Raw genomic sequence first — 21,141 nt, 5'->3', positions numbered from 1 at the left:
GGCATTATCACGCGCCGTCCGATCCGGACCCGGAGGCGGAGGCGGAGGCGGACGCGGACCCGGACGCGGACCCGGACGCGGGCGCGAGGGCCGCCAGCCGCGCGACCAGCTCGCCGAACGGCCCGTCCGCCGGTTCGTCGGAGAGCATCCGCACCAGGATCGAGGCCATCTCCGCGTCGTACGCGGCACTGACGGCGGCCAGCGCCGCGAAGTCGTGCACCAGCTGCAACTCCAGCTCGGCGCGCGGGATCCGCTTGCCCTCCAGCCAGATCAGCGCGGTGGACTCGGCCAGCGACACCCACGACCGCACCACCAGCTCCAGCCGGGCGGGCGGCGTCCCCTCCACCCTCAGGTGCGCCAGGATCTGCTCGTACGCGGCCTGCCGGACCTCGTCGATCATGGCGTTGGTCCGGCTGGACCCGGCCGCGGGCCCGCCGCGCATCAGCGCCGAGAACCCCGGCCCGTGGTCGTCGACGAACGCGAAGTACCGCCCCATGACCCGCAGCAGGCGGGCCCCCAGCGGGCCCTCGTGCGGCTCGACGAACCGCAGCGCCAGCTCGTCGGCCGCCCGTCGCAGCGCCGCCTCGTAGAGGCTGAGCTTGCCCGGGAAGTAGTGGTAGACCAGCGGCCGCGATATCCCGGCCGCGGCCGCGATCTCGTCGATCGACACATCGTCGGGCGACCGGTGGCTGAACAGCTCCAGCGCCACACCGATCAGCTGCTGCCGCCGCTCCTCGACACCCATCCTGCGTCGTACCCCGGTTGTCATGCGGACACCCTACTTCGTACGGCCATCCGCACCGCCCGCCCAATCCGCCCCGCCCGCGGGCCGGTCAGAGGTCTATGACCAGCTCCTCGCCGCGGGCGCGGGAGACGCACAGCAGCATCGAGTCCGTGCGTTCGGCGTCGGTGAGGAGGGTGTCGCGGTGGTCCACCTCGCCCGCCAGCACCCGGTGTCGGCAGGTGCCGCAGAAGCCCTGCTCGCAGGAGTACGGGGTGGCGGGCAGCTCTTCGCGGATCGCGGCCAGCGCGGTGCGGTCCGCCGGGACCTCGACCGTGCGCCCGGAACGCGCCAGCCGGACGGTGAACGGCCGGTCCTCGGCGGTGGCTCCGGCCCCGCCGCCGGCCCCGCTCCCGGCCGGCGCGAAGCGTTCCAGGTGCACGGCGACGCCCGGGGCGACCGCCGCCGTGACCGCGCTCATCAGCGGCTCCGGGCCGCAGGCGTAGACCAGGGTGTCCGGGGCCAGCGCGGCCAGCGGCGCCAGGTCCGGCAGCCCCACCTCGTCCTGCGGCAGGACGCCGACGCGGTCGCCGTACGCCGCGAGTTCGGGGAGGAAGGGCATCGAGGCGCGCGAACGGCCGCCGTAGAGCAGGGTCCAGTCGGCGCCGGCGGCCGTGGCCGCGCGCAGCATCGGCAGGACGGGGGTGATGCCGATCCCGCCCGCGACGAAGACGTAGGAGGCGGCCGGGACCAGCTCGAAGCGGTTGCGCGGCGGGCGCAGTTCCAGCTCGGCGCCCTCCACCAGCTGCTCGTGGACCTCGCGGGAACCGCCGCGGCCGTCCTCGATCCGGCGCACGGCGATGGTGTACGTACCCGTCCGGGCCGGGTCCCCGCACAGCGAGTACTGCCGGGTCAGTCCCGACGGCAGCACCACGTCGACGTGCGCGCCCGGCGTCCAGGGCGGCAGGTCGCCCGCCTCCAGGGTGAGCTGGACCACGCCCTCGGCGGGCTCGGTGCGCGAGACGATCAGCGCGCGCAGCCGGCGGCGCGGCGAGTACCCGGATATCGGGGTCTCCAGGGCGGGCAGCGGCCACAGGGGCGAGCGGCGGATCCGCCGCCGCAGGGCGCGCCGGGCCAGCCAGGCCGTCCCGGCCACGGCGGCGACCGCGAGCGGGCGCGGGACCGGCGGGCGCGGGGGTATCGGGGGCGGGGTCATCGGGCCGTACCGCCGTTCGCGCCGGGGGAGGTCGCCAGGTACGCCACCGCCTGCGCGGTGCAGCCCTCCTGCGAGGGGTGGTACGTACGCGAGAGGTAGGTGGGGATCGAGCGCAGCATCGCCGGGGCCGAGGGCAGGGTGCCCTGCCGGCCCGCCCGCAGGAACTGGCCCACCGACGCCCTGCCGTCCTTCAGCGTCGGGTCGTTCTCCATGAAGAAGCGGGCGCCGCGCTGCCAGAGGAACACCAGCGCGGTGAAGGCCGTCGCCCAGGTGCGGGCGCGCCGCCGGTAGCCGCCGTCCACGTGCATGAAGAGGTCGAAGGCCACCGAGCGGTGTTCGACCTCCTCCGCGCCGTGCCAGCGCAGCAGATCGAGCATCATCGGGTCGGCGCCGCGCCGGTCCAGCTCGTCCGCGTTGAGCACCCAGTCGCCGAGGAACGCCGTGTAGTGCTCGATCGCCGCGATCAGCGCCACCCGCTCCATGAGCCACCAGCGGCTCGCCCGGCCGGGCGGCAGCGTGCGGTCGCCCAGCAGCTTCTCGAAGAGCCAGTCGACCTGTGCCGTGTACGGGGTCGGGTCGAGACCGAGGGCCTTGAGGTGGGGGAGCACGTCGTCGTGCGCGGCCGCGTGCATGGCCTCCTGGCCGATGAAGCCGATCACGTCCGCCCGCAGCCGCTCGTCCTCGATGTACGGCAGCACCTGCTTGTACACGTGCACGAACCACCGCTCGCCCGCGGGCAGCAGCAGGTGCAGCACGTTGATGGTGTGGGTGGCGAACGGGTCGCCCGGCAGCCAGTGGAGCGGGGTGTCCTGCCAGGAGAACGCCACGTTCCGGGGCCGGAGTTCGACGGGTGCGGACGCCACGGGGACGGAGACGGGGGCGAGCGGCGTATTAGACATGGCGTCAATGTACTGATGGGTACGCGTGCCGCAACACCCCCGTGCACCAAGGTTTCCCGCCCGGCCACCGGTGACCGGCTACCGCAGGACGCCCGCCTTCGTGCCGTCCTGGAGCGTCCCCGACAGCTCGGCCTGCGCGCCCTCCTTGGCCTTCACGGCCAGCCGGTTGCCGGTCGCGGAGCCGGTCGCGCCACCCGTCACCGACAGCGACGTGAACTGCGCGCTGCCAGCGGCCAGGACGTACCACTGCCCGGCCGGCGCCTTCCACAGCACGCCCGCCAGCGCCCGCGGTTCCCGTACCCCGCACGCCGGTGAGCCCTCCGCGGTCGCCGTCTGCGCCGCCGCCGGCGCACCCGGCGCCAGGAACTGGCCCTGCACCCGCTCCGCGGCGCCCCGCCAGGTCTCCGCCCGCGAACACAGCCAGGCCGCCGACCCCTTGCCCTCCGGCAGCGGCTGCTTCGCGTACGCCCACAGGTTCACGCTGCGGACGCCGTGCGAGCGCACCGAGGCCAGCAGGCACGCCGACTTCGACCAGTCGGCGAGCGCCGGTTCCGCCTCCGTGCCCGGCGTGCCCGACGTGAGCCGGACCGGGGTCAGCTCGCCCAGGTCGGTCACCAGCCGGGTCCCGGACGCGGACTTCAGCTCCATCGCGTTCCAGGTGGTGCACGCCCCGGCCGACGGCGGGCTCGGCGCCGGCGCGGTGATCCCCTCCGGCGTCAGTTTCAGCGGGACCGCCTCCTCGCCGGGCTTGACCAGGTCCCGTACGGCCGCCGCCGTCACCCACGGCGCCGTCAGGTACCGCACGTTGCCGTCCACCCGGCTGACGACCAGGGCGTTGGCGGTGTCGGCCGAGGCCCCGTCGGTCCGGGCGAAGTCCAGGGCCGCGCCCGCCGTGCCGGAGACCGGCTCGGCGTACCGCGCCACGCGCAGGCCGTCGTACAGCAGCACGACCACCGCCTGGTCGACCGCGCCCGCGAACAGCAGCTGCGGCGGTCCCATCGGCGGGCCGGACTGGGTCCCCGGGGTCGCCGAGACGACCACCGTCGGCCCGGGCCGCGCCCAGACGGCCAGCGCCCGCCGCAGCAGCGCGGCGTCGCCGACCCGGTCCCCGCGCGCGGGCCAGACGGAGAAGTCGGTACGGGTGGACGTCCGCCAGGCGGCGGGCGCGACCCGGGTCAGCTGCCCGGGGTCCAGGGCCTGCTCGGCGGCGGCGTTGCGCGCGTACGGCGGCGCGGCCGCCCCGTCGGCGCCCCAGCCGCCGCCGGGCAGCGCGAGCAGCGCCCCGCACACCAGCAGCGCCGCCCCGGCGGCGAGCGCGGCCCGCACGTGCCGGCGGCGGCGCAGCAGATCGGTGGGCCGGGCCTGGAGCACGCACGGGTCGAACTCGGGGGAGGTGAAGAGCACGTCGTTGGCGGGATCCCCCGACTCCGCGACCGCGGCCGCCGGATCGGCGACGCCGGCCTCGGCCAGCACCCGGACCACCTCGGCCTCGGGCAGCTGCTCCAGCGCGCGCAGCACGCACGCGGCCCGGCCGGGGCCGTCGAGGGTGGTCAGCCACTGGTCCAGGGCCAGCTCCTCGGCCCCGCCGGCGCGCGGGAACAGCCGCAGCCCCCACACCTGGGGGAGCCCCGGCGGCAGTTGCGCGCGCCGCGGCAGGGACCGGAAGGTCAGCGGCAGCCCGGCCTGCAGCGCGCTGCGCAGGACGCGCAGCCGGACGTACGCGTACCCGGGATCGGCCGCGCTGCCGCGCTGCGTCGGCACCCGGCCCTGCGGCCCGGCCTCGCGGCCGCGCGGCAGGGCGCGCTGGACCAGTGCGTGGGCGGTGAGCACGCGGCGGTTGCGGCCCAGGGCGGGCGGCAGCACCAGATAGGCGATCCGCACCAGCCGGGGGTAGTGCTCGACGATCGCCGCCTCGGCCTGTTCGACGTCGAGGGGGCGGGTGGCGGTATCCGGAGCAGTCACGTTCAGCAGAACGAGCGAACCGCCGGACGGTCACCCGCCCCCGGGTCACGCGTTCGGGCGAACCGGCGGTACGCGGAGCCGGGTGACGGGGCGGACGGGCGTCAGGCGATCGGGCGGGCGTCAGGCGATCAGGCGGGCCCGCAGCGCGTCGACGGTCCCGTCCGCGACTCCGAGCCCCTCGCGCACGTACGTCTCCATCGAGCCGTACCGCGTCGCGACCTCGTCCAGGGCCGCCTCCAGGTACTCCGGGAACACACCGATCAGCGCCAGCGCGATGTCCGGGTTGCCGCCGGCGGCCGTGAAGCCCTCGATCATCGGGGCGTAGGCCTGCCGCACCGCCGGGTTCACCGACAGGTACTCGGCCATCAGGGTCTTCTCGTCCGCGCCGAGCAGGGCCAGGACGACGGTCGCGCCCCAGCCGGTGCGGTCCTTGCCGGCCGTGCAGTGGAAGAGCAGCGGACCGGCGTCGGGCGCGGCGAGCTCGGTGAGCAGCGTGCGGTAGGCGGCCCGGCCGGAGGCGGAGTGGACGAAGGAACGATACGTCTCGGTGAACAGCGCCTGCACCCGCCCGCCGCCGAGCTCCCGCTCCGCCGTCACCGGGTCGGACAGCAGGTCCTTGAGCTGGGTGGCGACCGGTACCCGGCTCGCGTTCATCTTGTCGGCCAGGACGTCGCGCACCAGCGCGCGGGCCCCGTCCGGCACCCGGTCGGGGTGGGCCGCGCGCTCGCCGTCGGTACGGAAGTCGATGATCGTCCGCAGCCCCAGGGCGGCCACCGCCGGGTCGGCGCCGAGGTCGAGCCGGTCGAGCTGGCCGGACCGCAGCACCAGCCCCCGGCGCACGGTGCGGCCGTCGGCCAGCACGGTGCCTCCGAGGTCGCGGAGGTTGGCGACGGTGGTGGACGGGGTGGCGGTGGCGGTCATCGTGGTGGCTCCTCTGGTAACGGTCTATGCGATTTTCTGACGATTTGCCGGGGAAAGGTAATCGACGACCATCGACAGCCCGACCCCTATCCCCAGTGCCACCAGGTGCCCGGCGTCCGTGAACGTCCGCCCGCGCCGCACCACCGGCCATGCGGCCAGCGCCAGCAGCCCGCCCCGGGCCGCGGCCCGCACGGGCCCGCGCGGCAGCGCCGAGGTCAGGGCGCCCAGCACCGCGTTGAACCCGTAGCTGGTGCCCACGTCCACCGCCCACCGGGTCTCGGCCGCGGGCCGCCCGGCGCGCAGCGCCCCGTAGACCAGCAGCGTGGCCGCGGTGTGGCCGAGCAGGAAGACCCCGGCGGTCCACCACACGCCGTACGCGTACTCGGCGTACCCGAGCACGGCGAGCAGCAGCAGCGCGTACGGCAGCGGCATCGGCTCCTCGACGACGAGGGCGCTGCCGGCCAGCGTCTCCCAGCGCCCGGCCGCGAGATTGTCGACATTCGTCGACCAGGCGCGCAGCACCTGCTCCCGCCTGCCGTCCCCCATCCGCTCCAGCACGTACGCCCCGAGCTGCACACCTCCGGTGTAGAGGGGGGCCAGTAGCAATGGCTTCACCCGTTCATGATCGGGCACGGCTTCCGGCCACGGACAGCCGGGTCACCCCCGGCGTCGCCCGTCGGGAAACCTGATGGGGCCGCTTTCGGGGGCGGTGGACCGGGATGGGAACATGGCCGGAACATGACTACCGAACCCGCGCCGATGCGCGTCGCACGCGCCGCGGTGTTCGCGGCTCTGTGCACCGCTCTGGGCGGGGCCGGGCACGCGTACACGGCCGGCCACGACATCCCCGCCACCGGGCTGCTCGCCGCCTTCGGGCTGACGGGCGCCCTGGCGTGGCTCGCGGCCGGCCGCCAGCGCGGTCCGGTGTCCATCTCGGCCGCGCTGCTCGCCGTCCAGGGCGCGCTGCACCTCGTCTTCGCCGGGAGCGGCCACGCGCCGGCCCCGGGCGGGGTACGGGGGATGCCGCCCGGCCACCACCACGCGCACCCGTCCGGGGGAGTCCCGTCGCCGGCGGACCCGGCCGCGATGGCCGACGTGGGCGGGATGGCCCACGCGGGCGCGATGGCCCACGCAGGCGCGATGGCCGACGTGGGCGGGATGGCGGGCGCGGGCGGGGTGACGGACACGGCCGGCCCGGCCGGCCTGGCGGATCTGGCCGCGATGGCCGGGACCGGTGGCGCCGGGATGCTCGCCGCGCACCTCCTGGCCGCGCTGATCTGCGGGATCTGGCTCGCCCGGGGCGAGGACGCCGTCTTCCGGCTCGCCCGCGCGCTGCGCGCGCTCGGGGCCCGGGTCGTGGTGGCCCTCGTACGGCCGCACCTGCCGGTGCCCGAGCGGCCGCTGCCGTCCGGCCGGTGGTCCTGCGCACCCCCGCGCGCCCTGCGCGGCGCGGTGCACGCCTACGCCGTCGTACGGCGGGGCCCGCCCGGCCCGGTGTCCGTCCGAGCCACGGCCCCCGGCCGTCCTGCCTGCGCCTGACCGGCGAACCGGCGAGTCCTGGGGGCTGTTTTCCCCTGCCTTCGCCAACACCGAGGACCACCATGGCCATCGACGACGTCCCGGACACCCGCGCCGGGACCGCCACCAGCGACACCGTCACCAGAGACACCGACACCGACACCGGAACCGATAGGGGCGCGGACACCGGCACCGACGCCGGTGGAGGTGCCGGCGGCTCCGCGCCGCGGCGCGGAGGCGGCACCTGGGCCGCGCTGCGCCCGCTGCTGCTACGCCTGCACTTCTACGCGGGACTGCTCATCGCCCCGCTGCTCTTCGTGGCCGCCACCACCGGGCTCCTGTACGCCCTGTCCTTCCAGGCCGAGAAGATCATCTATGCGGACGAACTGACCGTGGACACCGTCGGCCAGAGCGCCCTGCCGCTGAGCGCGCAGGTCGACGCCGCGCGGATCGCCGCCCCGGAGGGCAAGGTCCTCTCCGTGTGGCCGGCGCCCGAGGCGGACGCCACCACCCGCGTGATCATGGAGAGCCCGTCCGCCGAGGAGGGTGAGACCCTCACCGTCTTCGTCGACCCCTACACCGCCCACGTGCGCGGCCAGCTGACCACCGTCGGCGACGCGCTCCCGCTGCGGGCCTGGCTGAGCGAGTTCCACAGCTCCCTCCAGCTCGGCGAGTTCGGCCGCAACTACAGCGAGCTGGCCGCCAGCTGGCTGTGGGTGGTCGCCCTGGGCGGGCTCGCCCTGTGGATAGGCCGCCGCCGCACCCGGCGCGCGCAGCTCGTCGTCCCCGACCGCAAGGCGACCGGGCGGCGCAGGACGCTGTCCTGGCACGGCACCGTCGGCCTCTGGGCCGTGGCCGGTCTCGTCGTGCTCTCCGCGACCGGTCTGACCTGGTCGAAGTACGCCGGTGAGAACATCGGCCGGGTGCAGGACGGCCTCGGCGGCGCCACCCCGTCCGTCTCCGCCTCCCTCCAGGGCGGCGCCGGCGCGGAGGCCGGCGGCGACGAGCACGCGAGCCACACCATGGGCCCCGGCGAGACGATGCCGGACATGCCGGCGAAGGCCGACGTCGGCATCGACAGGGCGGTCGAGGCCGCCCGCGCCGCCGGGGTCACCGAGAGCCTCCAGGTGACGTTGCCCGTGCCGGGCAAGGGCTACGTCATCAAGGAGAAGGACCGCACGGTTCCGGTCAACCTGGACGCCGTCGCCGTCGACCCGGCCGACGGCCGGGTCATGGACGAGCTGCCGTTCGCGGAGTACCCGGTCCTGGCCAAGCTCACCCGCTTCGGCATCGACCTCCACATGGGCACGACCTTCGGGCTGGTCAACCAGCTCGCGCTCGCGCTGCTCGCGGTCGCCGTCATGGCCCTCGTCTTCTGGGGCTACCGGATGTGGTGGCTGCGCCGGCCGACGAAGGACCGGGCGCTGTCCTTCGGGCGGCCGCAGCCGCGCGGCGCGTGGCGGAAGCTGCCGGTCACGGCCCTGCTGCCGCTGGCCGCGGTGGTGGCCGTGGTCGGGTGGTTCATCCCGATGCTGGGGATCAGCCTGCTGGCGTTCCTGGTCGTCGACGCGGTGGCCGGCTTCGTGGGCCGGCGGCGGGCGGCCGCGGCGTGACCGCTGACGGCTGACGACTGACGGCTGACGACTGATCACCTCCGGCCGCTGACGGCCGACGGGCCCGTGCTCCCTCCTCGGAGCACGGGCCCGTCGTGTGTGCGGGGCGCCCGCGGCGCTCAGGGCGCGTACTTGTAGCCCACCCGGCGCACGGTCCGGATCGCACCCCGGTGGGCGGCGCCCAGCTTGCGGCGCAGGCGGGCGATGTGGACGTCCACCGTGCGGCCGTCGCCGACGTGGCCGTAGCCCCAGACGGTGGTCACCAGCTGGTCCCGGCTGTGCACCCGGTGCGGGTGCGCCACCAGGTGGGCCAGCAGCTCGAACTCCAGGTACGTCAGGTCCAGGACCCGGCCGTCCACCTCGGCGGTGCGCCGCGCCGCGTCGATGCGTACGAGCGCGTCGTCGGCGGAGCCGGTGGCGGGCCGGAGGCCGGCCGCCGCCTGCGGGGCGAGGGGCTGGGGCTGCGCCGTCGGCGCCACCAGCGGCGGCTGGTCGGCGGGTACGAGGACCAGGTAGCCGATCATCGGCGGCTGGCCCGGGAGCGCGGGCACGGTGTGCTGGGGGGCCGGGAGCCAGGTGGCGCCGGGCGGCAGGAGGTCCACCACGCGCGCCGCCTCGTCGCGGTCCACGGCCCGCAGCCGATGGCGCGGTCCGTGATGGGGCGGGAAGGGGAGCGGGGCGGTCGCGGTCGCAGCGGTCGCGGCAGAGGTGATGGAACGGGTGTTCGCCATGAGTGGTCAGCTCTTTCACGCGGAGAGTCGGCAGGAGACGTCGGTCGGTCGTCGTGCCGCGCAGACCGAAGGCCTTCGGGAAGGACTGGTGGAGCGTTCCGGAAGGCTTTAGAGGGCCGGCGCGTTCTTCGCGCGGCAACACACCCGGTCGAAATCGTGATCCTGACGGGAGGGCCAGAACGGCTCGAGGTCGCTGCGACCGGTCGAGGTGTGCGAATGGCTGGCCATGCGCCCATTCAAGCAGATGCCGAAGGCGCGGGGCAGGCGGCATCTCACCTGCTGGAGCGGAATCTCAAATTCCGTCAGTAAAACAATCAGTAGGACCCGACAATCGGTAAGACCCGACAAGCCGACGCCCGTCGCGCTGCGGCAGCGCGACGGGCGTCGGTGGAGCACGGAGTGCGGCGTCCGCAGGGCGAACGGACCGGCGTCAGACCAGGCCGGCCTTGTCCAGGCCGGTGCAGCAGGTGTCCACGATGAGGCGGGTGACGACGTACGGGTCGACGTTCGCGTTCGGGCGGCGGTCCTCGATGTAGCCCTTGCCGTCCTTCTCCACCTGCCACGGGATGCGCACCGAGGCGCCGCGGTCGGAGACGCCGTAGCTGAACTCGTTCCACGGGGCGGTCTCGTGCAGACCCGTCAGACGCTCGTCGATGCCCGCGCCGTAGTTCTTCACGTGGTCCAGCGGCTTGCTGCCCTCGCCCAGCGCCTCGCACGCGGCGACGATCGCGCGGTAGTCCTCGCGCATCGCCTTGGTGGAGAAGTTGGTGTGCGCGCCCGCGCCGTTCCAGTCGCCCTTGACCGGCTTCGGGTTGAGGGTGGCGGAGACGTTGAAGTCCTCGGCCGTGCGGTAGAGCAGCCAGCGCGCGATCCACAGCTGGTCCGCGACCTCCAGCGGGGCCAGCGGGCCCACCTGGAACTCCCACTGGCCCGGCATGACCTCGGCGTTGATGCCCGAGATGCCCAGACCGGCGGCGAGGCAGTGGTCCAGGTGCTTCTCGACGATCTCGCGGCCGAAGATCTCGTCCGAGCCGACGCCGCAGTAGTAGCCGCCCTGGGCCGCGGGGAAGCCGCCCACCGGGAAGCCGAGCGGCCGGATGCCGTCGAAGAAGGTGTACTCCTGCTCGATGCCGAAGATCGGCTCCTGCGCGGCGAACTTCTCGGCGACCGGGCGCAGCAGGGCGCGGGTGTTCGACTCGTGCGGGGTCATGTCGATGTTCAGGACCTCGCACAGCACGAGGACGTTGTCGCCGCCGCGGATCGGGTCCGGGCAGGAGAACACCGGCTGCAGCACGCGGTCGGAGGCGTGGCCCTCGGCCTGGTTGGTGCTCGACCCGTCGAAGCCCCAGACCGGCAGCTCGGCGCCGTCGTCGAGGATCTTCGTCTTGGAGCGAAGCTTCGCCGTCGGCTCGGTGCCGTCGATCCAGATGTACTCAGCCTTGAAGGTCACGGGCCCCATCCTCAGACTCTGCGGGTGCTGCGGTTCGCTGCGGTGATGTCCGCAGCGTGCCCGCTCGCGATTTCTCTTCCGTTGCCCGTGTGTGAACCCCGTGTTACCGGGGTTTCAGCCGCAGGTCGGGCGGCTCGTGCGGGTTGGTGGAGGTGCGCCCGTCCCGGTGGGGCAGACTGAGCACGTGAGCATTTCGTACGATTTGACGTCCTCGAACGGTCCCGCCGCCGGCCCCCGTCCCCGCATCGGACTGCTCGGCACCGGCCCCTGGGCCCACCGCACCCACGCCCCCGCCCTCGCCGCGCACGCAGGCTCCGACTTCGTCGGCGTCTGGGGCCGCAGGCCCGAGGCCGCGGCCGAGCTGGCCGCCGCGTACGGCGTGAAGGTGTACGAAGACCCCGACGCGCTGTTCGCGGACTGTGACGCCGTGGCGTTCGCCCTGCCGCCGGACGTCCAGGCCCCGCTCGCCGTGCGCGCGGCCGCGGCCGGCTGCCACCTGCTGCTCGACAAACCGGTCGCGACGACACCGGAGGGCGCCCGCGCCGTCGCCGACGCGGTACGGCGCCATGGCGTCGCCTCGGTCGTCTTCCTCACCCTCCGCTTCGCCGAACCGGCCGCCGGCTGGGTCCGGGAACAGTCCGGGCGTTCCGGCTGGTTCACGGCCGCCGCCCACTGGCTCGGCGCCGTCTTCCCGCCCGACGGCGCGCCCAGCGCGTACGCCGACTCACCGTGGCGGCGGGACAAGGGCGGCCTGTGGGACGTGGGTCCGCACGCCCTGTCGGTCCTGATCCCGGTCCTGGGCGACGTGGTCGGGGTGACCGCCGCCCGCGGCCCGGGCGACGTGGTCCAGCTGGCACTGCGGCACGCCTCGGGCGCGGCGAGCACGGCCGTCCTCAGCCTGAGCGCGCCGCAGGCGGCGGCCGGGGTGGGGCTGGAACTGCGCGGCGCCGAGGGCGTCTTCTCGCTCCCGAACTGGAGCGACGTCCCGGGCGCCTACGGCCGCGCGGTCGACGCCCTGCTGACAGCGGCCCGTACGGGCGTCCCGGACCCGCGGGACGCGGCGTTCGGGGCGCGGCTGACGGAGATCCTGGCGGAGGCGGAGGAACGGCTGGAGGCGTAGCGGACGGGCGGGTAGCGGACGGGCGGCGGAGGCCCCGGCCCCGCCCCTTCCGGGGCGGGCCACCCGTCCCGGAAGGGCCGTCCGTCCGGGAAGGGCCGTCCGTCCCGGAAGGGGCCGCACCTCGGGGAAGGGGCCGCCGGTCCTGGAAGGGGCCCTACCTCGCGGAAGGAACGGCCCGTCCCGGAAGGAGCCGCCCGACCCGGTCACTTGATGACGGCGTTCGCCACGATGATGACCAGCCCGATCGTGGCGTCCGCCACGCCGATCGCGAGCGCCGAGGTCAGCCGGCGGCCGACGCGCAGTGCCACGAAGGAACCCCACGCGAACAGCAGCGCGGTGTTCAGGCCCAGTCCCACGGCGGTCACGCTGGGCGCGTCCCACCGCGCGAACCCCGCCAGGACCAGCAGCAGCACGGTGGGCAGGGTGGCCGCGATCATCGGCCACTCGTTCCACAGGGCCCGCCCCAGTACCCGCCACCGGTACCGGGCGGACCCCACGTGCTGGACGGTCATGTGGTGCGAGTACCCGTGCGCCAGCCCGGCGGCGCCCGCCGTCACCAGCACCCAGCTGGCGTCGTGGAACGGGGTGTACTCCTCGCCCGCCTGGTCGAGGGCCGCCAGCAGGCCACTGGCCAGCACGGTCCCGTAGACCCCGCCGAACATCCAGTCGGCGCCGCGCCGAGGCGCGGGCGTGGTGGCCGGGGCCGGGGCGGGCGGGGTCGGCGGGGTCGGCGCGGTGGTGGCCGGAGCCGGGGTCGTGGCCGGAGCCGGGGTCGTGGGCTGGTGGGACATGGGGTTCCTTATGCGGCATTCATCCGTGTTGTTCCGCGGTCCACCCTACGAGGGCGCCCGCCGGAACGACGTGAAGGCCGGGGCCGGGGGCAGGTCCCCCGTGCGTCCGCCGAAGCCCAGGTCCTCCAGGACGCCGGTCAACGCCCCCACCGCCCGCGCGAACGCGTGGTCGGGGAGGGCCGCGAAGCCGATCACCAGGCCTTCGCGGGGCGGGCCCGCGGCCGCGGGGTGGTGGTACGCCGAGAGGGGGTCCAGGGCCAGCCCGGCCGCGTCCGCCGCCGCGAGGGTGGCGCGTTCCGTGCCCGGGGGCAGCGTCAGGACCGCGTGGAGGCCCGCCGCGATGCCGGTCACCGGGAGGCGCGGGACCGCCCGGGAGAGGGCGGCGGTCAGGGTGTCGCGGCGCGCGCGGTAGCGGGCGCGCATGCGGCGTACGTGGCGGTCGTACCCGCCGGAGTCCAGGAAGTCGGCCAGGGTGAGCTGTTCGAGGGAGCTGGACCACGGCTCGCGCACACCCTTGGCCGCCAGCAGCGGATCGAGCAGCGCGTCCGGCACGACGAGCCAGCCCAGCCGGATCGCGGGGGAGAGGGACTTGCTGAGCGAACCCCCGTAGACGACGTGGTCCGGGGCCAGGCCCTGGAGGGCGCCGACCGGTTTGCGGTCGTAGCGGAACTCGCCGTCGTAGTCGTCCTCGACGATCAGACCGCCCGTGGCGCGCGCCCACTCCACCGCCGCCGTGCGGCGCGACGGCAGCAGCGGCCCGCCCGTCGGGAACTGGTGGGCCGGAGTGAGCAGCGCGGTGCGGGCCCGGCCGGGGAGCAGGTCCGTGCGGGCGCCGTCGTCGTCGACGGGTACGGCGTGCGCGCGCACGCCCGCCGAGGCGAGGAGCCCGTGGTGGAAGGGCAGTCCGTACGCCTCGCACGCCCAGTCGCGCGGGCGGCCGGCGGCCAGCAGCCGCAGGGCGCCCGCGAAGCCGGCGACGATCACGATGTGGTCGGCGTCGGTACGGACGCCGCGCGCGCGGGTCAGGTACCCGGCCAGCGCCCGGCGCAGCTCCGGCCGCCCCTGCGGGTCGCCGGGGCCGAAGGCCTCGGCCGGCGCCGCCGCCAGGGCCCGCCGGGCGCTGGTGGACCAGGCGGCGCGGGGGAAGGCGGACGGGTCGGGTTTGCCCTGGACCAGGTCGAAGTGCGGGGAGGCGGCCCGGGGGTCCGGCGGTCCGGGCGCGGCCGGGGCGCCGGCCGCGACCCCCTCGGCGACCCGGGTGCCCGAGCCCTGGCGGGCCGTGAACCAGCCCTCGGCGACCAGTTCGGCGTACGCGTCGGCGACCGCGCCCCGCGCCATGCCGAGGTCGGCGGCCAGCGTCCGGTAGGGCGGCAGCCGGGTCCCGCCCGCCAGCCGGCCGCTGCGTACGGCGTCGCGCAGGGCCTGCGCGAGCACGGTGCGGCGGGCGCCGTGCGCGGGGAGGTCGAGGTGCAGGTCGCTGCCGCTGGTTCCGGCTCCGGTGCCGGTTCCGGTGACGGGCGGGGGCGGTGGCGGTGGCGGGGGCGCGGGGGTGTCGTCGGCCGCGGTCATGGGGCGAAGCCTAAGGCGCGGGCGGGCGCGGGCCGTCGGCGCCGAAGGCGTCCCGGGCCCCCGTCAGGAAGCGGTGGACCGTGGCCCGTTCGGCCGGGTCGAAGGTGTCGGTGAGGGTCAGGAGGGCGTCGATGAAGGGGCCGAAGAAGGACCGGCCCAGGTCCATGGCCGCCGGGGTGACCCGGAGCAGCACCCGGCGGCGGTCGGCGGCGTCGCGTACGCGGGCCACGTGGCCCAGGCGTTCCAGCCGGTCGATGACGGCCGTGGTGCCCGCCGAGTTGAGGGCGAGCCGGGTGCCGAGCAGGCCCGCCGTGGCGGGTTCGCCGGCGCGGGCGGCGTCCAGGAGGCAGATCAGGGCCCGGACGTCGGTGGGGTGCATGCCGTTGCGGGCGGCGAACTCGCCCTGCCGCAGACCGAACTCGACGGTCACGGCGCGCAGGAGGTGCACCAGTTCTTCGCGGGGGTCGTGGGGGTCGTGGCCGGCGTCCCGGCGGTCCGGGTTCTGGGGTCCCTCGTGCATGGCGTCTCGGCTCCGTCCGTCATAATCTCTCGCTGAGCGATATTATCGTCCATCGAGGGATTGGAATCGGCTCCATGGCACCGATGACGGCTTTCCGTGACGCGTACGACGCCGTGCTCGACCACTGGCCCGGACCCGTCGACGCCCTGGACCTCCCCACCCCCTACGGCCTCACCCACATCAACAGCACCGGGGGAGGGGGAGGGGGAGGGCGAGGGGAAGGGGAAGAAGGAGGGCCGCCGCCGCTGGTGCTGCTGCCCGGGGGCGGGGCCACCTCCACCGTGTGGGGCGGCTGCCTCGCCGCCGGTCTCGGGCGGGGGCGCCGGGTGTACGCCGTGGACCTGGTCGGGGACCCGGGGCTCAGCGTGCCCGCCGACGGGGTCCGGACGCGGACGGTGGCCGACCTCATGCGCTGGCTGGACGCCGTACTCGACGGGCTCGGGGACGGGCCGGTCGAACTCGTCGGCCATTCGTACGGGGCCTGGATCGCCGCCCACTACGCCGTCCACGCGCCCGGGCGACTGAGCCGGCTGGTGCTGCTCGACCCGACCCAGGTGTTCGCCGGGTTCCGCCCGGGCTACCTGCTGCGGGCCCTGCCCATGCTGGCCCGGCCCACGCCGGAGCGGATCCGCTCCTTCCTTGCCTGGGAGTCGGGCAAGGGGGAGTCGGGCAGAGGGGAGCCGAGCCCGTGGGAGTCCGTCCCGTGGGAGTCCGGGCCGGGAACCTCGCGGCCGACGGACGGGCCGGTTCCGGTTCCGGTTGCAATCACCGTCGACGGGATCGGGGCCGCCTGGCTGCGGCTGCAGGAGGCGACCGCCGGGTTCCCCGCCGTGCGCCCGGTCTCCGGGCCCCGGCCCGCCATCGGCCGGCTGCGCGATCCGTACGCCCACGGCGCCGGCCTCGGCCCGGGCGCCGGCCTCGGCCCGGGCGCCGGCCTCGGCCCGGGCGCCGGCCTCGGCCCGGGCGCCGGCCCCGCCCTGCCCGTGCTCGCGCTGTTCGCCGGGCGGGCCCGCTGCCACCGCGCGGACCGGGTCGCGGCGGCGGCCGCCGCCGCGCTCCCCGGGGCCGTGGTCGGCGTCCTGCCCGGGGTCGGGCACCACGCGCTGCCGCTGGCGGGGGCCGCCGCGATCACCGCGCGGCTGCGGCCCGGCGCTACGCCTTCCGGGACAGCGCTTCCCGCACCGCCTCCTCCGAACGGGCCACCACCGCCGTCCCGTCCTCGGCCGTGATGATCGGGCGCTGGATCAGCTTCGGGTGCGCGGCGAGGTGGGCGATCCACCGGGCGCGGGCCGCCTCCGTCCCCTCGCGCGGCAGGTCCCGTACACCGGTCTCCCGGGCCAGCGGGTCCGAGGTGCGCGTGATGTCCCACGGCTCCAGGCCCAGACGGCCCAGGACCTCCCGGATCTCGGCCTCCGAGGGGACGTCCTCCAGGTAGCGGCGGACGGTGTACTCGGCGCCTTCCGCGTCCAGCAGGGTCAGCGCGCTGCGGCACTTCGAACAGGCGGGATTGATCCAGATCTCCATGGCCGGGAAGCCTACCGACACGCCTGCGCCGGAACCGTCCCGATGGCGTCTGGCCAGGGGCTTTTGTCAGTGGTCCCCGGTAAAATCGAAGACAGCACGACAGGAACCGACGGACCGCCAACTACCCTTTGGGAGGCTGTGGATGGCCGCTGCCGCGATCATTGACCCGCCGAAGAAGAAGCCGCTGCCCGCGGGTCTGCCCCGGGAGTGGTACGAAAGCCACAACCGCCGTCTGAAGGCCATGCGGCTGGCGATATCGCTGCTCGACTCCGGTACGTACGACGCCGCACGCGCCACCAACCGCAAGATCCGGACGATGGCCGCCCGCACCGGCATCCACCGTCCGTCCAACGTCACCTGCCGGATGGTCCGCACGCTGATCCACGAGGCACACCACTGACCGAGCCGGCGCCCGAAGGGCCCCCGGGGGAGAACCGCCCCCGGGAGCCCGCGTCAGGCACGCTCACGTCCCCGTCCCCGTCCCCGTCCCCTTCTCCCGCTCCGGGACCGCCCGCACCGGTACGGACAGGAGCAGCAGCGCCACGTCGTCCCGCGGCCCGCCGCCCGTGAAGGCCACCAGGTCCTCCCACACCGCCCGCGGCAGCCCCGCCGGGTTCGTCGCCAGGACCGGGACCCGCGTCGCCAGGGGGTAGAAGGCCCCTCCCCCGTCCCGCGCCTCCGAGACCCCGTCCGTGTACGCGAGCAGTCGGTCGCCGGGCAGCAGCGGCATGCCGGCGACGCCCGGCGCGGCCGCCGCCCCGGCCAGTCCCAGGCCCAGCGGAGGCCCCGGCTCCACCGTCGTCTCGGCCACCGTGAAGCCCCGCATCAGCAGGGGCGGCGGATGGCCGTACGAGAGGATCCGGACGAGTTCCAGGCCGGGCGGGAACTCCAGCAGGACCGCCGTCGCGAACAGCTCCGCGTGCTCCACCGCCGCCGAGTCCGCCACCAGCCGCCGGTCCAGCCGCGCCGCCACCCCCGCCAGCTCCGGGTCGTCCAGCACCCCCTCCCGGAACGCCCCGAGCAGGCCGGCCACCGTCCCCACCGCCGCCAGGCCGTGGCCCTGCACGTCCCCGACCACCGCGCGCACGCCGTAGGGCCCCGCCCGTACGTCGTACAGGTCGCCGCCGACCAGCGTGCCGCGCTGTGCCGCCCGGTAGAGCCCCGCGCAGCCCAGCCGCCCCACCCGTTCCGGCAACGGCGGCAGCACCGCCAGCTGCGCGGCCTCCGCCACCGTCCGTACGCTGACCAGCTGGGCGTCCCGGCGCTGGCGTACCCACGCGATGACCACGCTGAGCAGGCCGACCGCCGCCACCGTCGCCAGATCCGCGCCCCGTGCGTGTCCCACCCCCAGCCGGGGGATGCCCAGCAGGACCAGCACGATCCCGGCGAACACCGCCGTGCCGCGCGGACCGTAGGCGAAGGCCGCCACCGGGGGCAGGCCGGCCAGGAAGAAGCCCAGTTCCACGGTGCCGGGCGTGGCCCGTTGCGCGAGCACCAGCACCACCAGAGCCACCACGGGCGCGATCCGGGCCCAGGGCGGCGGCGGCGCCCCCTGCAACCAGCCCGGGTCCTGGCGTCGGCGTCTCACCCTTCCACCCTGGTGCCCGGGCCGGACCCGCGCACCCCGGACCACCTCCTCGGGTGGCCCCCGGCCCCGGCCCGGCCCCGGACCCGACCCCGACCCCGACCCCCATCCCGATCCCGAGACCGGTGGCCGGAGTGCCGCGATCAGCACCCGGCTGAACTGGCTGCGCGCCGACGTGCCCGGCGCCGACGACGGGATCATCTCCACCGCCGGCCTGGTCGTCGTGGCGGCGGGCGTGGCCGGGCTGCTCGCCGGTGCGCTGTCCATGGCGGCCGGCGAGTACGTCTCCGTCAGTTCCCAGCGCCCAGCGGGTCCCGGTCACCGACGCGGTCGGTACGTGGATCGGGGCGGGCTGACCGGGCAGGATGAGGGGCATGCGGATCGCGGTCACCGGCTCGACCGGGCTCATCGGCAAGGCGCTCGTACGCTCCCTGCGCGCGGACGGACACGAGGTGGTGCGACTGGTGCGCCGCCCGCCCGCCGCCCCCGACGAGGCGGCGTGGGACCCGCCGCGCGGGTACGTCGACCCAGCCGGCCTGGAGGGCTGCGCGGCCGTCGTCCACCTGGCCGGGGCCGGGGTCGGCGACCGCCGGTGGAGTGCGGCGTACAAGAAGGAGATCCGCGACAGCCGGGTCCTGGGCACGGCGGCGCTGGCGCGCGCGGTCGCCTCGCTCGCCGAGCCGCCGCGGGTGCTGGTCAGCGGGTCGGCCGTCGGCTACTACGGCGACCAGGGCGACCGGGTGCTGGACGAGGACTCCCCGGCCGGCGAGGGCTTCCTGCCCTCGGTGTGCGTGGAGTGGGAGGCGGCCGCGGCCCCCGCCCACGCGGCGGGCGTCCGGACCGTCTTCGCGCGGACCGGGCTGGTGGTCGCGGGCAAGGGCGGCGCGTGGGGCAGGCTCTTCCCCGTCTTCCGGGCGGGCATCGGCGGGCGGATGGGCGACGGCCGCCAGTACTGGCCGTTCATCTCGCTGCACGACGAGGTCGCGGCCCTGCGGCACCTCATCGACACGCCCGCGCTGGCCGGGCCGGTGAACCTGACCGCGCCGGAGCCGCTGACCAACCGGGAGATCACGGCGGCGATGGGGCGGGTGCTGCACCGGCCGACGCTGCTGCCCGTACCGGCGGCGGCCCTGCGGATCGTGCTCGGGGAGATGGCGCAGGACGTGCTGGGCAGCCAGCGGGCCCGGCCGGTCCGGTTGCTGGAGTCCGGATTCGTGTTCCGCCACCCGCTGATCGAGCAGGCCCTGCGGGCGGCGCTGACGGCGGAGGACTGAGACCGCGCTACGGCCGGGCTACGGCCGGGCTACCGTCGGGACAGGACCGGAGCACGACCGGAACGCGACCATGACGTGACCGTGAAACGACGGGAGCACGACCGAAGTTGTGCGGAATACCGCAGCGGACTTGGGTTCTCCTCAGGCCTGTTGGGGGAAGGAGGACGTGACATAGCCGCGCCGACCTCGGGGAGGGGCACGTGCTCAGCAGCGCACACCATGCGGACGTCGTCATTGTCGGAGCCGGAGTCTCGGGACTCGCGGCAGCGCACCACCTGATCGCAGCGGGGGTCAGCGTCATCGTGCTGGAGGCCGCGGACGGCCCGGGCGGGCGGATGGCCACCGAGCTGACCGACGGATTCCGGTTGGACCGGATCGGTCAGCTGCTCAGCACCTCGTACCCGGAGCTCGACCTGACGCCCGGTCTGGGCGACCTGGTGCTCCGGCCGTTCGCGCCCGGCGTGCGGGTGCACACCGAGGGCAAAGTACTGCGGGTGGGCACGCTCACCCCGGCCCGCGCGCTGGCCAGCGGCTCGCTGGAGCAGGCCCGGCTCAGCGCGATGCTGGGCCGGCTGGCGGCGCTGCCGGTGGAGCGGGTCCTGGCCCGCCCGGAGCGCACGGCGGCCGCCGCGCTGCGCTCGCGGGGCGCGGGGGCACTGCGGCCCCTGCTGGCCACCTTGCTCTGCGACGCCGAGCTCGGCACGTCGAGCCGGGTCGCCGACCTCGCGCTGCGCGGGTTCGCGCGGGGGAGGCTGGCCGTGCCCGAGGGCGGGGCGTCGGCCCTGCCCGAGCTGCTGGGGGCGAGCCTTCCGCCCGGCACGATCCGTACCGGTGTGAGGGTCCGCTCGGTGGCCACGAACCTGGTGACGACCGAGGAACACGGCGACTTCGGCTGCCGTTCGGTCCTGCTGGCCACCGGCGCGCGGGCGGCGGCGGACCTGCTGCCGGGGCTGCGGGTGCCGCGGTTCCACGAGGTCACCGCGATCCACCACGCGGTGCCGGGCGGCCTGCCGTCGGACGGCTCGCTGCTGCTGGACGGCGACGCGCGGTGGCCGGTGGCCCACACGGCGGTCATGAGCGCGGTCGACCCGACGCGGGCGCCGGCCGGGCGGTCGCTGGTCACCACGACGGTGCTGGGCCCGCCGCCGGCGCTGCGGACGGTGGCCTCGCGGCTGGCGCGGCTGTACGAGACGTCCACCCGTGACTGGGAGGTCCTGGCGGTGCACCACACGCCGGAGGCGGTCCCGGCGATGCCGCCGCCGCACGACCTGCGGCGGCCGGTGCGGGTGCTGTCGGGGCTGTACGTGTGCGGGGACCACCGGGACACGAACACGGTCCAGGGCGCACTGCAGTCGGCCCGGCGGGCCACGTCGGCCGTCCTGCGCGACTTCGGCATCCCCCTCCCGGCGGCACCGCCCCTGGTGCCGGCGGCGGCGTAGACGCACGGGGCCGGGCGGACGGCGCGCTGCCCCCCATACTCCGTCCCAGGCCCCGCGCCTCAATCGCCGGCGGGGCTCAAGGATCGGGGCCCCGCCCCGGGCCCCGCGCCTCAATCGCCGACGGGGCTGGATGGGTGCGCCTCGGTGGTCGGCGGGGCTCAAGGATCGGGGCTCCGCCCCGGGCCCGGCGCCTCAATCGCCGGCGGGGCTGGATGGGTGCGCCTCAGTGGTCGGCGGGGCTCAAAGATCGGGGGCTGCGCCCCCGGCCCCCAGTACGTGCGCTTCGCG

The 21,141-nt window shown here is 75.6% G+C and carries 20 protein-coding genes and 1 pseudogene; 8 read left to right on the top strand and 13 right to left on the bottom strand.

What is annotated here, in order from left to right; genetic code table 11:
• Window positions 1-7 precede the first annotated feature (7 nt).
• The 6 genes from ACIPXB_RS12485 to ACIPXB_RS12460 form a co-directional block, all read right to left on the bottom strand.
• Window positions 8-769 carry a TetR/AcrR family transcriptional regulator gene (locus tag ACIPXB_RS12485; RefSeq protein WP_401448033.1) on the bottom strand — a complete coding sequence of 254 codons (762 nt, stop codon included), beginning with the start codon at window positions 767-769 and terminating at the stop codon, window positions 8-10.
• Window positions 770-833: 64 nt separating this feature from the next.
• Window positions 834-1,937 carry a PDR/VanB family oxidoreductase gene (locus tag ACIPXB_RS12480; RefSeq protein ID WP_401448032.1) on the bottom strand — a complete coding sequence of 368 codons (1,104 nt, stop codon included), beginning with the start codon at window positions 1,935-1,937 and terminating at the stop codon, window positions 834-836.
• The gene (locus ACIPXB_RS12475) at window positions 1,934-2,836 is read right to left on the bottom strand and encodes a metal-dependent hydrolase (protein ID WP_401448030.1); all 903 of its coding nucleotides are present in this window, start codon (window positions 2,834-2,836) and stop codon (window positions 1,934-1,936) included. Before ACIPXB_RS12475 ends, ACIPXB_RS12480 begins: the two co-directional genes overlap by 4 nt.
• A gap of 78 nt (window positions 2,837-2,914) precedes the next feature.
• Window positions 2,915-4,807, bottom strand: coding sequence for a hypothetical protein (locus ACIPXB_RS12470; RefSeq protein ID WP_401448306.1), 1,893 nt, complete (start codon window positions 4,805-4,807; stop codon window positions 2,915-2,917).
• Window positions 4,808-4,918: 111 nt separating this feature from the next.
• On the bottom strand, window positions 4,919-5,719 hold the full coding sequence (locus ACIPXB_RS12465) for a tyrosine-protein phosphatase (protein ID WP_401448028.1): 801 nt from the start codon (window positions 5,717-5,719) through the stop codon (window positions 4,919-4,921).
• Window positions 5,720-5,743: 24 nt separating this feature from the next.
• Window positions 5,744-6,334: a rhomboid-like protein gene (locus ACIPXB_RS12460; protein WP_401448026.1), complete on the bottom strand. Its 591-nt coding sequence runs from the start codon at window positions 6,332-6,334 to the stop codon at window positions 5,744-5,746.
• Window positions 6,335-6,457: 123 nt separating this feature from the next.
• Here ACIPXB_RS12460 and ACIPXB_RS12455 point away from each other — a divergent pair, with 123 nt between their 5' ends.
• Window positions 6,458-7,258, top strand: a complete 801-nt coding sequence (locus ACIPXB_RS12455; RefSeq protein WP_401448023.1) for a hypothetical protein — start codon at window positions 6,458-6,460, stop codon at window positions 7,256-7,258.
• 62 nt (window positions 7,259-7,320) lie between these two features.
• Complete coding sequence (locus tag ACIPXB_RS12450) at window positions 7,321-8,850, top strand: PepSY-associated TM helix domain-containing protein (protein WP_401448020.1); 1,530 nt, start codon at window positions 7,321-7,323, stop codon at window positions 8,848-8,850.
• Window positions 8,851-8,969: 119 nt separating this feature from the next.
• Here ACIPXB_RS12450 and ACIPXB_RS12445 read toward each other — a convergent pair whose 3' ends face one another.
• Together ACIPXB_RS12445 and glnII are read right to left on the bottom strand one after the other, a co-directional pair.
• Window positions 8,970-9,581 (bottom strand): winged helix-turn-helix domain-containing protein, encoded by a 612-nt coding sequence (locus ACIPXB_RS12445; protein ID WP_401448017.1) that lies wholly within the window; start codon window positions 9,579-9,581, stop codon window positions 8,970-8,972.
• A 430-nt stretch (window positions 9,582-10,011) separates the two neighbouring features.
• Window positions 10,012-11,031, bottom strand: coding sequence for a glutamine synthetase (gene glnII, locus ACIPXB_RS12440; protein WP_401448015.1), 1,020 nt, complete (start codon window positions 11,029-11,031; stop codon window positions 10,012-10,014).
• A 202-nt stretch (window positions 11,032-11,233) separates the two neighbouring features.
• Here glnII and ACIPXB_RS12435 point away from each other — a divergent pair, with 202 nt between their 5' ends.
• The gene (locus ACIPXB_RS12435) at window positions 11,234-12,151 is read left to right on the top strand and encodes a Gfo/Idh/MocA family protein (protein ID WP_401448303.1); all 918 of its coding nucleotides are present in this window, start codon (window positions 11,234-11,236) and stop codon (window positions 12,149-12,151) included.
• A gap of 203 nt (window positions 12,152-12,354) precedes the next feature.
• Here the strand turns inward: ACIPXB_RS12435 and ACIPXB_RS12430 are convergent, their stop codons facing one another.
• From ACIPXB_RS12430 to ACIPXB_RS12420, 3 genes are read right to left on the bottom strand one after another with little or no spacing between them, the layout of a single operon-like run.
• The gene (locus ACIPXB_RS12430) at window positions 12,355-12,942 is read right to left on the bottom strand and encodes a hypothetical protein (RefSeq protein ID WP_401448013.1); all 588 of its coding nucleotides are present in this window, start codon (window positions 12,940-12,942) and stop codon (window positions 12,355-12,357) included.
• Between the two features lie 45 nt (window positions 12,943-12,987).
• Window positions 12,988-14,511: a PLP-dependent aminotransferase family protein gene (locus ACIPXB_RS12425; RefSeq protein WP_401448011.1), complete on the bottom strand. Its 1,524-nt coding sequence runs from the start codon at window positions 14,509-14,511 to the stop codon at window positions 12,988-12,990.
• 10 nt (window positions 14,512-14,521) lie between these two features.
• A complete protein-coding gene (locus ACIPXB_RS12420; RefSeq protein WP_401448009.1) occupies window positions 14,522-15,031 on the bottom strand; it encodes a MarR family transcriptional regulator in 510 nt (169 codons plus the stop codon).
• Between the two features lie 83 nt (window positions 15,032-15,114).
• On the opposite strand from ACIPXB_RS12420, the gene ACIPXB_RS12415 reads away from it, so the two are divergent.
• Entirely contained in the window at window positions 15,115-16,260 is a 1,146-nt protein-coding gene (locus ACIPXB_RS12415; protein ID WP_401448007.1) for an alpha/beta fold hydrolase, read from the top strand.
• Here the strand turns inward: ACIPXB_RS12415 and ACIPXB_RS12410 are convergent.
• The gene (locus ACIPXB_RS12410) at window positions 16,184-16,555 is read right to left on the bottom strand and encodes an ArsC/Spx/MgsR family protein (protein WP_401448006.1); all 372 of its coding nucleotides are present in this window, start codon (window positions 16,553-16,555) and stop codon (window positions 16,184-16,186) included. The genes ACIPXB_RS12415 and ACIPXB_RS12410 overlap by 77 nt on opposite strands.
• A 142-nt stretch (window positions 16,556-16,697) precedes the next feature.
• On the opposite strand from ACIPXB_RS12410, the gene ACIPXB_RS12405 reads away from it, so the two are divergent.
• Complete coding sequence (locus ACIPXB_RS12405) at window positions 16,698-16,955, top strand: hypothetical protein (RefSeq protein WP_401448003.1); 258 nt, start codon at window positions 16,698-16,700, stop codon at window positions 16,953-16,955.
• A gap of 63 nt (window positions 16,956-17,018) precedes the next feature.
• Here ACIPXB_RS12405 and ACIPXB_RS12400 read toward each other — a convergent pair whose 3' ends face one another.
• The gene (locus ACIPXB_RS12400) at window positions 17,019-18,143 is read right to left on the bottom strand and encodes a PP2C family protein-serine/threonine phosphatase (RefSeq protein ID WP_401448001.1); all 1,125 of its coding nucleotides are present in this window, start codon (window positions 18,141-18,143) and stop codon (window positions 17,019-17,021) included.
• Here ACIPXB_RS12400 and ACIPXB_RS12395 point away from each other — a divergent pair.
• The 3 genes and pseudogenes from ACIPXB_RS12395 to ACIPXB_RS12385 form a co-directional block, all read left to right on the top strand.
• A pseudogene (locus ACIPXB_RS12395) lies at window positions 18,031-18,384 on the top strand (hypothetical protein); the annotation flags it as partial. The gene ACIPXB_RS12400 and the pseudogene ACIPXB_RS12395 overlap by 113 nt on opposite strands.
• 121 nt (window positions 18,385-18,505) lie before the next feature.
• A complete protein-coding gene (locus ACIPXB_RS12390; protein ID WP_401447999.1) occupies window positions 18,506-19,414 on the top strand; it encodes a TIGR01777 family oxidoreductase in 909 nt (302 codons plus the stop codon).
• Window positions 19,415-19,614: 200 nt separating this feature from the next.
• Entirely contained in the window at window positions 19,615-20,853 is a 1,239-nt protein-coding gene (locus tag ACIPXB_RS12385; protein ID WP_401447996.1) for an FAD-dependent oxidoreductase, read from the top strand.
• The last annotated feature ends 288 nt before the right edge of the window (window positions 20,854-21,141 follow it).

The organism is Streptomyces sp. NPDC090022, assembly GCF_044748145.1.
Taxonomy (GTDB): Bacteria; Actinomycetota; Actinomycetes; order Streptomycetales; family Streptomycetaceae; genus Streptomyces.
The sequence above is the reverse complement of the archived record's forward strand: the minus strand, read 5'-3'. Positions and strand labels throughout refer to the sequence as shown.

Coding starts and splice junctions, on each gene's coding strand:
- ACIPXB_RS12485 (WP_401448033.1), bottom strand. CDS start 769: ATGACAACCGGGGTACGACGCAGGATGGGTGTCGAGGAGCGGCGGCAG.
- ACIPXB_RS12480 (WP_401448032.1), bottom strand. CDS start 1,937: ATGACCCCGCCCCCGATACCCCCGCGCCCGCCGGTCCCGCGCCCGCTC.
- ACIPXB_RS12475 (WP_401448030.1), bottom strand. CDS start 2,836: ATGTCTAATACGCCGCTCGCCCCCGTCTCCGTCCCCGTGGCGTCCGCA.
- ACIPXB_RS12465 (WP_401448028.1), bottom strand. CDS start 5,719: ATGACCGCCACCGCCACCCCGTCCACCACCGTCGCCAACCTCCGCGAC.
- ACIPXB_RS12455 (WP_401448023.1), top strand. CDS start 6,458: ATGACTACCGAACCCGCGCCGATGCGCGTCGCACGCGCCGCGGTGTTC.
- ACIPXB_RS12450 (WP_401448020.1), top strand. CDS start 7,321: ATGGCCATCGACGACGTCCCGGACACCCGCGCCGGGACCGCCACCAGC.
- ACIPXB_RS12445 (WP_401448017.1), bottom strand. CDS start 9,581: ATGGCGAACACCCGTTCCATCACCTCTGCCGCGACCGCTGCGACCGCG.
- ACIPXB_RS12430 (WP_401448013.1), bottom strand. CDS start 12,942: ATGTCCCACCAGCCCACGACCCCGGCTCCGGCCACGACCCCGGCTCCG.
- ACIPXB_RS12425 (WP_401448011.1), bottom strand. CDS start 14,511: ATGACCGCGGCCGACGACACCCCCGCGCCCCCGCCACCGCCACCGCCC.
- ACIPXB_RS12420 (WP_401448009.1), bottom strand. CDS start 15,031: ATGCACGAGGGACCCCAGAACCCGGACCGCCGGGACGCCGGCCACGAC.
- ACIPXB_RS12415 (WP_401448007.1), top strand. CDS start 15,115: ATGACGGCTTTCCGTGACGCGTACGACGCCGTGCTCGACCACTGGCCC.
- ACIPXB_RS12410 (WP_401448006.1), bottom strand. CDS start 16,555: ATGGAGATCTGGATCAATCCCGCCTGTTCGAAGTGCCGCAGCGCGCTG.
- ACIPXB_RS12405 (WP_401448003.1), top strand. CDS start 16,698: ATGGCCGCTGCCGCGATCATTGACCCGCCGAAGAAGAAGCCGCTGCCC.
- ACIPXB_RS12390 (WP_401447999.1), top strand. CDS start 18,506: ATGAGGGGCATGCGGATCGCGGTCACCGGCTCGACCGGGCTCATCGGC.